The 13,037-nt window shown below is 66.5% G+C and carries 13 protein-coding genes and 1 pseudogene; 11 read left to right on the plus strand and 3 right to left on the minus strand.

Annotated features, from left to right (window positions below; translation table 11 throughout):
- Nucleotides 1–131: 131 nt before the first annotated feature.
- From AC13C7_RS04415 to AC13C7_RS04440, 6 genes and pseudogenes are all read left to right on the plus strand, one after another.
- Nucleotides 132–1,385 (plus strand): cation:proton antiporter, encoded by a 1,254-nt coding sequence (locus AC13C7_RS04415; RefSeq protein ID WP_446170541.1) that lies wholly within the window; start codon nt 132–134, stop codon nt 1,383–1,385.
- Between the two features lie 112 nt (nt 1,386–1,497).
- Nucleotides 1,498–1,632, plus strand: a pseudogene (locus tag AC13C7_RS04420) (transcriptional repressor); the annotation flags it as partial.
- Between the two features lie 66 nt (nt 1,633–1,698).
- Nucleotides 1,699–2,607 (plus strand): DMT family transporter, encoded by a 909-nt coding sequence (locus AC13C7_RS04425; protein WP_482866717.1) that lies wholly within the window; start codon nt 1,699–1,701, stop codon nt 2,605–2,607.
- Between the two features lie 79 nt (nt 2,608–2,686).
- The gene (eno, locus tag AC13C7_RS04430) at nt 2,687–3,961 is read left to right on the plus strand and encodes a phosphopyruvate hydratase (protein WP_446117131.1); all 1,275 of its coding nucleotides are present in this window, start codon (nt 2,687–2,689) and stop codon (nt 3,959–3,961) included.
- Nucleotides 3,962–4,066: 105 nt separating this feature from the next.
- Nucleotides 4,067–5,431, plus strand: a complete 1,365-nt coding sequence (locus tag AC13C7_RS04435) for an ATP-binding protein (RefSeq protein ID WP_482866718.1) — start codon at nt 4,067–4,069, stop codon at nt 5,429–5,431.
- Entirely contained in the window at nt 5,428–5,847 is a 420-nt protein-coding gene (locus AC13C7_RS04440) for a cupin domain-containing protein (protein WP_482866753.1), read from the plus strand. The genes AC13C7_RS04435 and AC13C7_RS04440 overlap by 4 nt, the downstream gene beginning before the upstream one ends.
- Here the strand turns inward: AC13C7_RS04440 and AC13C7_RS04445 are convergent.
- The gene (locus AC13C7_RS04445) at nt 5,844–6,935 is read right to left on the minus strand and encodes an anhydro-N-acetylmuramic acid kinase (RefSeq protein ID WP_482866719.1); all 1,092 of its coding nucleotides are present in this window, start codon (nt 6,933–6,935) and stop codon (nt 5,844–5,846) included. The genes AC13C7_RS04440 and AC13C7_RS04445 overlap by 4 nt on opposite strands.
- Before the next feature lie 54 nt (nt 6,936–6,989).
- On the opposite strand from AC13C7_RS04445, the gene tyrS reads away from it, so the two are divergent.
- Nucleotides 6,990–8,243: a tyrosine--tRNA ligase gene (gene tyrS / locus AC13C7_RS04450; protein ID WP_482866720.1), complete on the plus strand. Its 1,254-nt coding sequence runs from the start codon at nt 6,990–6,992 to the stop codon at nt 8,241–8,243.
- A gap of 142 nt (nt 8,244–8,385) precedes the next feature.
- Here tyrS and AC13C7_RS04455 read toward each other — a convergent pair whose 3' ends face one another.
- Both AC13C7_RS04455 and AC13C7_RS04460 read right to left on the minus strand, forming a co-directional pair.
- Entirely contained in the window at nt 8,386–9,144 is a 759-nt protein-coding gene (locus tag AC13C7_RS04455; protein WP_482866721.1) for a GNAT family N-acetyltransferase, read from the minus strand.
- Nucleotides 9,145–9,266: 122 nt separating this feature from the next.
- Nucleotides 9,267–9,728, minus strand: coding sequence for an outer membrane protein assembly factor BamE (locus AC13C7_RS04460; protein ID WP_482866722.1), 462 nt, complete (start codon nt 9,726–9,728; stop codon nt 9,267–9,269).
- A 151-nt stretch (nt 9,729–9,879) separates the two neighbouring features.
- On the opposite strand from AC13C7_RS04460, the gene AC13C7_RS04465 reads away from it, so the two are divergent.
- The 4 genes from AC13C7_RS04465 (at nt 9,880) to AC13C7_RS04480 (ending at nt 13,010) form a co-directional block, all read left to right on the plus strand.
- On the plus strand, nt 9,880–10,470 hold the full coding sequence (locus AC13C7_RS04465; protein WP_482866723.1) for a YceD family protein: 591 nt from the start codon (nt 9,880–9,882) through the stop codon (nt 10,468–10,470).
- Nucleotides 10,471–10,695: 225 nt separating this feature from the next.
- Entirely contained in the window at nt 10,696–10,902 is a 207-nt protein-coding gene (rpmF, locus tag AC13C7_RS04470) for a 50S ribosomal protein L32 (RefSeq protein ID WP_446122009.1), read from the plus strand.
- Nucleotides 10,903–10,932: 30 nt separating this feature from the next.
- A complete protein-coding gene (gene plsX / locus AC13C7_RS04475) occupies nt 10,933–12,024 on the plus strand; it encodes a phosphate acyltransferase PlsX (RefSeq protein WP_482866724.1) in 1,092 nt (363 codons plus the stop codon).
- Nucleotides 12,021–13,010: a beta-ketoacyl-ACP synthase III gene (locus tag AC13C7_RS04480; protein WP_172319353.1), complete on the plus strand. Its 990-nt coding sequence runs from the start codon at nt 12,021–12,023 to the stop codon at nt 13,008–13,010. The genes plsX and AC13C7_RS04480 overlap by 4 nt, the downstream gene beginning before the upstream one ends.
- The last annotated feature ends 27 nt before the right edge of the window (nt 13,011–13,037 follow it).

Genomic DNA, 13,037 nt, shown 5'->3' on the forward strand with positions numbered 1-13,037 from the left:
CGGTCCGGTTCCCGCCCAGAACGCAGCCCCGCGCGGGGAAGTCAAGCAAAGCGGGCGTTTCAGGATTTGCGCGCCGTGCACCGCGTGCTACCCAAACCCGACACCCGACCCGCCGAAGGACTGCGCGCCCCATGACGATGCTTCAGGTCACCTCGCTTCTGATCGTGCTTGCGGGCGCGTTCGGGGCGATCAACTACCTCTTCCTGCGCCTGCCCGCCGCCATCGGCATCCTGGTCGTGGCGCTGGCCGCTTCGCTGGTCATCCTGGGGCTGGACCTTGTCGTGCCGGGCTTCGTCTTCGACGACGAATTGCGCGCGCTGATCGCCGATATCGACTTTTCCGAGGCGCTGCTCGACGGGATGTTGGGCCTGCTTCTCTTCGCGGGCGCCCTGCATGTGAAGCTGGAAGACTTGCGCGCCGAATGGGTCACCGTGGCGCTGATGGCGACGATCGGCGTGGGGCTGTCCACCGTCATCATCGGCGTGGGCTTTTCCTGGGTGACGGGCATGCCGCTGCTCATTGCGCTGGTCTTCGGCGTCATCGTCACCCCCACCGACCCCGTCGCGGTGCTTGGCGTGCTGCGCGAGGCCGACCTGCCGAAAGCGCTGGAGACCAAGATCGCGGGCGAGAGTCTCTTTAATGACGGGGTCGGCTATGTCGTCTTCCTGGTCCTCGTCGGAATCGCCTTTCCGGCGGGCGAGGCGCTCGGCGATAGTTCGCTGCAATCGGCGGGGCTCTTGTTCGTGCAGGAGGCGTTTGGCGGCGCGCTTCTGGGCGGTGCGCTCGGCTGGCTCACCTTCCGCGTCATGCGGCGCATCGACGATCCCTCGCTGGAGGTTCTCCTGACGCTCGGCCTTGCCTTTGGCGGTTATGAGCTGGCGATCTGGCTGCATGTCTCGGCCCCGATCATGGCCGTGGTCGCGGGGCTTCTCATTGGCGAGGTCGGCCCCAAGGGCGGCATGAGCGAGGAAACGCGCCGGCATGTCGATGCGTTCTGGTTCATGATCGACGAGATCCTGAACGCGGTCCTGTTCCTCCTGATCGGGATCGAGGTCTTCGCGGTCGCCTTCTCGGGCGATGTGCTGCTGACGGGGATCGCGGCCATCGCGCTGGCGCTGGTCGCGCGGCTGGCCGCCGTGTCCATCCCCATCCTGATCCTGCGCCCATTTCGCGAGTTTGCCAACGGCACCATCCCGGTGATGACCTGGGGCGGCCTCAAGGGCGGTATCTCGGTCGCGCTGGCACTGTCCCTGCCCGACAATGACTGGAAACCGCTGATCCTTGGGGCGACCTACCTGGTCGTGGTGTTCTCGATCATCGTGCAGGGCCTGACCGTGGCGCGCCTGGCCGCGCGCGTCAGCCGTGAGCCGGAGCTGGATGTATGAGCGCCTCCGCCCCGCGCGGCGCGTTTCCTGAAGGACGGGGCTTTCCGGCACCGGGCCAAATCGGCCAGATCGGAACACCGGATGACACAGGATAACACCGTGGGCCAATGCCATGGCGGACACCATCGAAGCGCGTTGCGCGGCCAAGGGCCTGCGCATGACCGGCCAGCGGCGCATGATCGCGCAGGTTCTGGAAGGCCCCGACGATCACCCCGATGTCGAGGAGCTTCATGGCGGCCCTACGGCGTGCCGCTGAAGAAATAGGCGCGGCCTGCGTCTGGTCTTTTCCCGCGCTTGCGGGCATGTCATTGCCATGGCCCAGGCATTTCCCCAACCGGCGCAGAACACGGATAACCTCAGCGGGATCCTGTGGATGCTGTTTTCCATGGCGACCTTCGCGGCGGGCGATGTCGGCATCAAGCTTCTGGCGGGCGTCATGCCGCCCGGCCAGATCATGGGGTCGCTCGGGTTGCTGGGAACCGCCCTCTTCGCGGCCTGGACGAAGGCCCGGGGGCTGACCGTCCTGCCACCCGCCCTGCTGCATCCCGCCGTCGCCATGCGCTATGTCTCCGAGATCGTGGCGGGCTGCGGCATGGTGCTGGCGCTGACGCTGACGCCCTTGTCGCTGGTGACCGCGATCTTGCAGGCGGCCCCGCTTGTCGTGGCAATGGGCGCGGCGCTGGTCTTCGGTGAGCGCGTGGGCTGGCGGCGCTGGTCGGCGATCCTGATTGGGCTGGCGGGTGTGCTGATCATCCTGCGCCCCGGCCTGGCAGGGTTCGACCCAAACGCGATCTGGGCCGTGATCGCAATGCTGGGGCTGGCCTCGCGCGACCTGGCCACCCGCGCCTGCCCAAAATCGCTCAGCAGCCTGCAACTCTCCACCTTCGGCATCTCGGCCCTCATTCCCACGGGCGCGATCCTGCTGGTCTTTACGGGCGCCCCGGTTGCCGCCCCCCTGCAAGCCTGGGCGATCCTTCTGGGCACGATCCTGGCCACATTGGTGGGCTACTATGCCATCACCGCCGCGATGCGCGTGGGCGAGGTCGCCGCCGTCACCCCCTTCCGCTATTCGCGGCTGATCTTCGGATTGATCCTGGGCATCGCCATCTTCGCCGAGCGCCCCGACGCGGCCACCTATCTGGGCGCGGCGCTGATCCTGGGCACCGGCCTCTATTCGGCCTGGCGCGAACATCGGGCCCGCGCCACCCTGCCGCGCTGTTAGCGCTATCATCCATCGTTTACTTTCGCCCCGTGGCTGCTATAGCAACGGGAAACCGCCCTTTGACACAAGGACCACCCCCATGAGCCTGATCATCGACATTCACGCCCGCGAAATCCTCGACAGCCGGGGCAACCCGACGGTGGAGGTCGATGTCGTGCTGGAGGATGGCACCCTGGGCCGTGCGGCCGTGCCCTCTGGCGCCTCCACCGGCGTGCATGAGGCGGTGGAAAAGCGCGACGGCGACAAGGCGCGCTATATGGGCAAGGGCGTGCTGGAGGCGGTCGAGGCCGTGAACGGCGAAATCGCCGAATCCCTCGTGGGCTATGAGGCCACCGAACAGGCCGCCATCGACGCCACCATGCGCGAGCTGGACGGAACCGAGAACAAGGGCCGGTTGGGTGCCAACGCGATCCTGGGCGTCAGTCTCGCCACCGCCAAGGCCGCCGCGGAATATACCGGCCAGCCGCTTTACCGCTATGTCGGCGGCACCTCGGCCCGCGTCCTCCCGGTGCCGATGATGAACATCATCAATGGCGGCGAACATGCCGACAACCCGATCGACATCCAGGAATTCATGATCATGCCCGTGAGCGCGGAAAACATCCGCGAGGCGGTGCGCATGGGGTCGGAAGTGTTCCACACCCTCAAGAAGGAGCTGTCGGCGGCGGGCCTTTCCACCGGGATCGGCGATGAGGGCGGCTTTGCGCCAAACTTGAACTCTACCCGAGACGCGCTTGATTTCATTCTGAAATCCATCGACAAGGCGGGCTACAAGGCGGGCGAGGACATCATGCTGGCGCTCGATTGCGCCGCCACCGAATATTTCAGGGACGGCAAATACGAGATGACCGGCGAGGGCCGCAGCCTGACGCCCGCCGAGAATGTCGACTATCTCGCCGCGCTTTGCGACGACTACCCGATCCTGTCGATCGAGGATGGCTGTTCCGAGGATGACTGGGACGGCTGGACCCTGCTGACCGAAAAGCTCGGGGACCGGGTACAGCTTGTCGGCGACGACCTCTTCGTGACCAACCCCGCGCGGCTGAAAATGGGGATCGAGAAGAAGGCGGCCAATTCGCTGCTGGTCAAGGTCAACCAGATCGGCACCCTGTCTGAAACGCTCGCCGCCGTCGACATGGCGCATCGCAACCGCATGACCTGCGTGATGAGCCACCGCTCGGGCGAAACCGAGGATGCCACCATCGCCGACCTGGCCGTTGCCACCAATTGCGGGCAGATCAAGACCGGGTCGCTGGCGCGCTCGGACCGGCTGGCGAAATACAACCAGCTGATCCGCATCGAGGAGATGTTGGGCGAGACCGCCGAATACGCGGGCCGCTCGATCCTGCGCTGAGGCCCCGGCGCGGGGCCGCCTGCCCTTTACAGCCCCGCGCGATCCTTGTCTTACTTGTTGCGAAGGGGCCGCCACGGCGGCCCGACAACGGCAGGCGCGGCTCCCTTGAAACACCCTTTTTCAAACCGCGCCGACCCCGACCCCCGATCCACCCCGTGGGAGATCATCTCGTTGATGGTCGCCACCGACGTGAAGCCGGTGCTGGAGATCGCCGCGCGCTTCGTGCTGCTGGCCATCTTCTGCATCAGCGCCGCGATCTGGCTGGACATGGCCCTCGCGGTCTACTGGCTGCTGGTCTACATGCTGGCCGAGACCGTCAACATCGCCTTCCTCGCCACCCGCCGCGCGCCTGCCAGCCGCGCCGAGGAATGGCTGGCAACCGGCCTGAACTTCGTCACCACCCTGTGGTTCGCGACCCTGCCCGTCTATCTCTGGCAGTTTGAAAGCCAGGTTCTGAAATTCGCCGCCGTCTCGCTCCTTGCGGGAATGGTGATCTACAGCGTGACGCGCTATTCCGGCCTGCGCCGCATCGTGATCTGGGACGGTCTTCTGATCTCGGCCATTGCGCTTTTTTTCGGCTATGACCTGGCACGCCACGCCGAGGGCACGGTCACGATGGCGCTGAGCATGTTGTTTTCCGTGTTGCTGGTCGCCTATTTCCTGATCTCGCTGCAAGAGAACCTGGCCGCACAGCGGGCACTGAAACAGGCCGAGAAACGCCACGTCCAGGCCCAGAAGATGGAGGCGGTGGGCCAGTTGACCGGCGGCATAGCGCATGATTTCAACAATTTGCTGACGGTCATGATCGGCAATCTCGACCTCTACCAAGAGGTCTCGGACCCGTCCGAGAAGGACATGCTGGCCGATGAGGCGCGCCAGGCCGCCCTGCGCGCCGCCACGCTGACCTCTCAATTGCTGGCTTTCTCGCACAAGGCGCGGCTCGACCCCAGGCCGGTCAACCCCGCGCGTCTGCTGGAGAATTTCACCGCGATGACCACGCGGGTGCTGCCCGATTCCGTGACCCTACAACTGGAGCTTGCGGACCCGCCGCAAAGCGTGACGGTGGATGTCCATCAGCTTGAAAACGCCCTGCTCAACCTGGTCATCAACGCCCGTGACGCGATGGAGGATAACGGCATCGTCACCATCGGCCTCGACCGGATCCAGACCCGCCACGCGCGGGAGTTTGGCGGTGTCAGGCTGTCGCCGGGGATCTATGCCCGTATCTCGGTCACCGATACCGGCCCCGGCATCGCGCCCGAGGATCTTGGCACGGTGACGGAGCCGTTCTTTACCACCAAGCAGGTCGGCAAGGGCTCGGGCCTCGGCTTGTCCATGGCCAAGGGGTTCGTGGAACAATCGGGCGGCGCGCTGGAATTGACCAGTACGCCGGGCCAGGGCGCGACATTCGCCTTCTGGCTGCCGTCGCAGACGCCAGAGGACGACGATCAGGAGGGGGCATGCCCATGACCGCAGACCAGATCATCGCAAGGCTCGACCTCGCGCCGCATCCCGAGGGCGGGCATTACCGGCAGACCTGGGCCGCCGGGACCGGGGATGGCAGACCTTCAGCCACCTGCATCCACTTCCTGCTGAAGGCGGGCGAGGTCAGCCATTGGCACAAGGTCGATGCCGCCGAGATCTGGCTTTTTCACACGGGCGCAGCGCTGGTCCTGTCGATTAGCCCGGATGCGGACGGCCCTGCAACCGATCACCTGCTGACGCCGGACCTGGACCGGGGCGCGCCGCAGATCGTGGTGCCCGCCCATCACTGCCAGGCCGCGCGCAGCACGGGCGACTGGACGCTGGTCAGTTGCGTCGTCTCGCCGGGGTTCCGCTTCGAGGGCTTCACATTGGCCGCACCCGGTTTCGACATCCCCCGCTAACGGGGTTTGCTCAGCACCCCGCCGCCGACCAGCGCGGAGACGCCAGTGGTGGATGGACCCGAGGTCGCCATGCCGCGCGCGACGCGGACGGCGAGGAAAGCGAAGGCCTGTGCCTCCAGCATGTCGCCATCCAGCCCGACGGCCTCGACCGGGTCCACGACGCATCCCGTGCGCTCGGCCAGCGCCGCCATCATCGCCGCATTGTGCCGACCGCCGCCGGTGACCAGGATACGGGTGGGCGCCGAGGGGCAATACTGGAGGCCCTGCGCCACGGCCTCGGCGCTGATTGCCACCAGCGTGGCGGCGGCATCCTCGGTGGAGAGGTCGGAGACCAGGTCGGCCAGATCTGAAAAATCGTTCCGGTCCAGAGACTTTGGCGGCATTCTTGACATGAACGGACGGGTCAGCGCAGGTCTGACGATCGCCTCATCCGCGCGGCCCGACAGCGCCAGCGCGCCCCCCTCATCGCGCGCCCCTCCCGTTCGTGCCGCGATCAGGTCATCCAGCGGCGCATTGGCCGGCCCGGTGTCGAAGGCCATCAGCGCGCCTTGGGTCTCCGGCCCCGGCGCGGACGGGTCCACCCAGGTCAGGTTGCCGACGCCGCCGAGGTTGAGGAAAACGACCGGCGCACCGGCCTTGATCCACTTGGCGCAGGCGAAATGGTAGAACGGGGCCAGCGGCGCGCCCTCACCGCCAAGCTCGACATCGGCGCTGCGGAAATCCCACATCACCGGCTTGCCAAGCACATCGGCCAGCACCTGCCCGTCGCCCGCCTGATGGGTGCCGCGCCCGCGCGGCTCATGCGCGAGGGTCTGGCCGTGAAAGCCGACCATTTCGGCCTTCGCAAACCGCGACAGCACCGCGGCATGGGCGGTCTCGACCACCTCGGCGGCATCTGCCACGCCCGCCTGCCCGTGCCATTGCCCGAGGCCCGCGCGCAGCACCGCGCGCTCCTGGGCCGAATAGGCCCGGTAGCGCGTTTCGCCAAAGGCGAAAATCCTCTGCCCGTCGGTCTGGATCAGCGCCGCATCGACCCCGTCCAGCGAGGTGCCCGACATCGCGCCCGCAACCCATATCGGCCCTTCCATCGCGTCACCCTTCCCGGTATCACGCCCCTTGCTGACAGAATGGACGGATGCCTCATGACCTACCACCCCAAATCGGACTTCATACGCGTGATGATGGAGCGCGGCTTTCTCGCCGATTGCACCGATTACCAGGGCTTCGACGAGGCGCTGAGCAGGCAGGTGGTGCCGGGTTATATCGGGTTCGACGCGACGGCGAAATCGCTGCATGTCGGCAGCCTGATCCAGATCATGACCCTGCGCTGGTTGCAGAAGACGGGCCACAAGCCGATCACCCTGATGGGCGGCGGCACCACCAAGGTGGGCGATCCGTCCTTCCGCGCCGATGAACGCCCCCTGCTGACGCCAGACCAGATCGACGAGAACATTGCCGGGATCAAATCGGTCTTTGCCAATTACGTGACCTATGGCGACGGGACGACCGATGCGCTGATGCTCAACAATGACGAATGGCTGGCCGATCTCAACTACCTCGATTTCCTGCGCGACATTGGCCGACATTTCAGCGTCAACCGGATGCTGTCCTTCGAGAGCGTCAAGTCGCGGCTGGATCGGGAGCAATCGCTCAGCTTCCTGGAATTCAACTACATGATCCTGCAAGCCTATGATTTCCTTGAGCTGAACCGGCGCTATGGCTGCCTGGTGCAATTCGGCGGCTCGGACCAATGGGGCAATATCGTCAACGGGATCGACCTGACGCGCCGGGTGCTGGACCAGGAGATCTTCGGCATGACCACGCCGCTGCTGACCACGTCCGACGGCAAGAAGATGGGCAAGACCGCCGATGGCGCGATCTGGCTCAACGCGGAGATGCGCAGCCCGTACGAGTTCTGGCAGTTCTGGCGCAACACCACCGATGCCGATGTGGGCCGGTTCCTCAAGCTCTATACCGAGCTGCCGGTCGAGGAATGCGACCGCTTGGGCGCGCTTGCGGGCTCTGAGATCAACGAGGCCAAGATCGTGCTGGCCAACGAGGTCACGGGTCTCCTGCATGGCGCGGCAGCGGCCGAGGCGGCGGCAGCGACCGCGCGCGAAGTGTTCGAGAAGGGCGGCATGGGGGATGATTTGCCGACGCTGACCCTGACGGCGGCAGACATTGGCGACGGGATCTCCGTTGTGCAACTGATCACCCGCGCGGGCCTTGCGAAATCGGGGAAGGAGGCCAAGCGGCTGATCTCCGAGAACGGCGCGCGGCTGAACGATGCGCCGCTGACCGATGCCGGGCTGATGGTCCTTGCGGGTGACCTGGCCGCGCCGATCAAGCTGAGCGCGGGCAAGAAGCGTCATGCGCTGGTGGTGTTGCAGGGGTAAGGGCCCGGGTTTGCGGGCGTGGTGCCCTGTTGCGCGGGCAGGAGCCTCCGGCGGGGATATTTTCCGGAACAAAGAAGGTGGGCGGGGGCGTCATGGTGAACGGCGCGCGCGTTAAGGTTAACGGGGCGGGTGTAAGAGTGCGTTAAGTTCCCCCCGCCATCTGGCGCAGGCGTGTCGCGCGGGCGGGGGGGATGGCGGCGATCTCCAGCCCGGTGAAGACATGCAGCGTGCCGAGGTCGCGGTCGATCACCGCGTGGTCGCTGACCCGTCCGCCCATCATCAGGTAGCTGCGCAGGAGCGAGGGCATCCGCACCAGCGCGTGGCGCGGATCGGGCTGTCGCGGCGGGGCCGTCAGGAGATCGAGTGTCTCCTGTGATCTTACCCCCGGCCGCCAGTCGGGCGGCGCGAGGTAGCGGTCGCGCAGCAGCGCCAGCGCATCGCCATGTGCCGCGGGGTCGGTGCCGGAAAACGATGAGCAGCCGAACAGCATCTCGACCCCGCCCGCGTCGACAAGGGCCGCAAGCCGCCCCCAGGCCACGCGCAGGATGTCGGGGTCCGGGTGGTCGGGGTGCAGGCAGAAGCGGCCAAGCTCCAGCATCGGGCCTCTGCGTCGGGCCAGCCCCGAAAGATCGTAGAATTGCGCCGAGTAGCTCTTGGCGATGTCCGGCCCGCCCGCCACGGACAGCAGCCGGAAACAGCAGACCAGCGCGCCGGTCGCCGCCTCCTCGATCACGATATGCTGGCAAAGATCGTCGAACCGGTCACGATCGGGGACCATGCCGCCGCGAAAGGCCAGCTTGCGCAAGGCCTGCGCCCGGTCCAGATCGCGCGCGCCCGTCGCCGCGCGCGCGCGGTAACGGCCCAGGTGCCCCGTGGATATGTCGCGCGGATCGCCGGCCAAACCTGCCTCCCGTCCCCTGCCCCGTGGCGCGGGGGGTCTCTCGCACCCGACAATGGAGCCATGACGGGCCGCCAACAAGGGCATTTCGGGTTGAAATGGCGATCACGCCCGTGGCTTGGGCGCTACAGGTTGTTCAGCGTATCGGACAGGTTGATGCGGCCGAAATTGCCGAGCAGTTGCCGCATGAAGGTGACTTCCTGGATATTCGATTCGGTCACGCGGCGCGACAGGCGGACGACCTCGCCATCTTCCAGACCCAATTCGCGGATGTTCTGCACCCGGCCCTGGCCGTCGAAGGTGATGGCGACGATGTCGCGTTCGATCACCTCGGGACGGTTATAGGTGTAGAAGCGCTGCCGCGAGGCGACGTAATACCAGGTATCGCCCGAGATGATGCCCGAAGCCGTGGGCTGGCCGACCAGTTCTGCCACGCTCTCGCGGGTGTCGGAACCCGGCGTGATCTGGGCCAGTTCGTCGGCGGGGGGCGTGTAGCCGTGATTGACGAAGGTGGGCGTGCAGGCCGCAAGACCGACGGCCAGCGCAAGCGCCACGGCGACCCTCCTGCCTTTGGGATGCGTTCTCATCTGCCCGGCCCTCTTTCGCGCCATCTGTCCAGCGTGCCCCGAATATCCTGCGGGCTCTTGCAAGGCCCGGCAAAGCTTTCTATCGGCTTACCTGACCAGAACGGACAGGGCAAGTTCCGCGTCCGCCAAGTTGAACGCGAAGAGGTTCTCGATGTCGATAGACGATCTTCCCAAGCAGCCGATCCCGGTCGCCCGCCTGCGCAGCCGCGCGCCGAACCCGTTCGATCTGGCGCCCGACGCCGCCGCCTGCGCCGCGATTGCCGCCGATCTGGATATCCGCGGGCTGCGCAAGCTGCGCTTCGCGGGCGAGATCCTGGCCGATGACAACCGCGACTGGCTGCTGGAGGGGCAGTTGGGCGCCACCGTGGTGCAGGACTGCGTGGTGACGCTGGCGCCGGTGACGACGCGGCTGGATCTGCCCGTCACCCGCCGCTTCATGCAGGAGCCGCCCGAGGCGGTGCCCGACGAAGAGGGCGAGGCCGAGATGCCCGAGGATGACACGATCGAGCCGCTCGGGAACGTCATCGACCCGGCCGCCGTGATGATCGAGGCGCTGGCGCTGAACCTGCCGCTGCATCCGCGCAGCGAGGGCGCGGATCTGGGCGATGCGGTCTATGCCGCGCCCGGTGTGACGCCGATGCAGGACGAGGACGCGCGCCCCTTCGCGGGGCTGGCCGGGTTGCGCGACCACCTGGCGGGCAAGGACAAGCCCGAGGAGGACGAGGGCGAAGACGGGGCCTGACGACCTGCGCGCATTAGGGCTTGCATGGGCAGAGAATCCCTCTATGTTCCCGGCCTCATTCGCCGCGTGAGAATGCAGCACCAACGGGTGCGCCCGGAGAGGGCCCGAATTAGGGTTGCCGAGCCGGATTTCAAGCGTTAGGCGAGGCCGAGAACCGAACCGATGACACCACTTTCCGGGGCCGCTTGAATGCAAGGTCAGCCCCATCAGACCCGAGGTTGAGACATGGCTGTCCCACAGAATAAAGTAACCCGCTCGCGTCGTAACATGCGCCGGTCGCATGACGCGCTGGTTGCGGCCAACCCCAATGAATGCCCCTCCTGCGGCGAGCTCAAGCGCCCGCATCACGTCTGCCCCTCCTGCGGCCAGTACGCGGATCGCGAAGTGATCGCACAGGCCGACGAGATCGACCTCGACGACGACGCGGCCTAGGGCGGCGGGCGCGCGCAAGGCAGGACAGGTATGGCGGACACAGCACAATCGACCGGCGCGGACGCGTCCGAGACGGTGCTGTCAATCGACGCCATGGGCGGTGACAAGGGGCCGTCGGCGGTTGTCGACGGCATTGTCATTGCTGCGAGCGCCCTGCCCTCCGCGCGCTTCATCGTGCATGGCGACGAGGCCAGGCTGACCCCGCTGATCAAGGGCAAGCCGGGCCTCGCGGATCGTTGCACGGTATTCCATGCCGACAAGATCGTCTCGATGGATGACAAGCCGAGCCAGGTGATGCGCTCGGGGCGCGACACCTCGATGTGGTCGGCCATCGAATCGGTGCGCAGCGGCGAGGCGTCTGCCGTGATCTCCTGCGGCAATACCGGCGCGCTGATGGCGATGTCGATGCTGCGCCTGCGCAAGATCGAGGGCGTGAACCGCCCCGCCATCGCCTGCCTCTGGCCCTCGCGCAATCCCGGCGGTTTCAACGTCATGCTGGATGCGGGCGCCGATATCCGCGCCGATGAAAACGACCTGCTGCAATATGCGCTGATGGGGGCGAGCTATGCCCGCAACGGCCTGGGCGTTGCGCGCCCGCGGGTCGGGCTTCTCAATGTCGGCACCGAGGAATTCAAGGGCCGGGCCGAGCTGAAGCTGGCCGCGCAGGCCATCGCGCGGGCGGCACCTGTCGGGCAGTTCGACTATGTCGGCTTTGTCGAGGGCGGCGACATGCCGTCGGACCGGGTCGATGTGATCGTGACCGACGGGTTTACCGGCAATGTCGCGCTCAAGACCGGCGAAGGCATCGCGCGGCTGGTGCGCGAATTGCTGGAGGACGCGTTCCGCAGCTCGTGGATGTCCAGGCTCGGCGCGGCGCTGGCGATGAAGCCCTTGCGGCACATGTCCACGCGGATCGACCCGCGCCAGGTCAATGGCGGATTGTTTCTGGGCTTGAACGGCACCGTGGTGAAATCGCATGGTGCGTCGGACGGGATGGGCGTGTCGGCGGGAATCAAGTTGGCCGCGCAATTGTCCGCAGCCGGGTTCAACGACCGGCTGGCCGCGCGCATCGCGGCATCGGAACGGGCATTGACCACGGAAGACGGGGATCGCGACGAATGAATGCTCAGGGACATACGCGCCGCGCGGTCGCCATCGGCGTCGGCCATTACCTGCCCGAGCGTGTCGTCGAGAACGCCGAGTTCGAGAAGACCATCGACACCAGCGATGAATGGATCCGCAGCCGCAGCGGCATCGAACGGCGCCATTTCGCAGCCGAGGGTCAGACCACATCGGACCTTGGTATCAAGGCCGCGGAGGCCGCGCTGGCCGATGCCGGGCTGACCGGGGCCGATATCGACGCGCTGATCGTTGCCACCTCGACCGCCGACCTGACATTCCCCTCGGTCGCCACCATGATCCAGCACGGGCTTGGCATGACGCATGGCTTCGCCTTCGACGTGCAGGCGGTCTGCGCGGGCTTCATCTACGCGCTGTCTTCGGCCAATGCCTATATCCAGTGCGGCCAGGCCAAACGCGTATTGGTGATCGGGGCCGAGACCTTCAGCCGCATCATGGACTGGAATGACCGCACCACTTCGGTCCTTTTCGGCGACGGGGCCGGCGCGCTGATTCTCGAGGCGCAGGACGGCGCGGGCGGGTCCGGGGATCGCGGCATCCTCTCGGTCGACCTCAATTCCGACGGCCAGTTCCGCGACCTGCTCTATGTCGATGGCGGCGTGTCGAAGACGCAGAGCACCGGCGTCTTGCGCATGGAGGGCCGCGAGGTCTTCCGCCACGCGGTCGAGAAACTGGCCAAGACCGCCGAAACCGCGCTCGAGCGGGCGGGCCTGGGCGCCGACGATGTCGATTGGATCGTGCCCCACCAGGCCAATCTGCGCATCATCAGCCGCACCGCGCAGAAGATGGGCGTCGGCATGGACCGGGTCATCGTCACGGTTCAGGATCACGGCAACACCTCCGCCGCGTCTATCCCGCTGGCGCTGTCGGTCGGTGTCGCCAGCGGAAAGATCAAGCGCGGCGATGTGCTGGTCGCCGAGGCGATCGGCGGCGGGCTTGCCTGGGGTGCGGCGGTTCTGCGCTGGTAGCCGGCGTTCACGCGCCGCCGAAACTCT

Source organism: Alterinioella sp. B-7 (genome assembly GCF_056857775.1).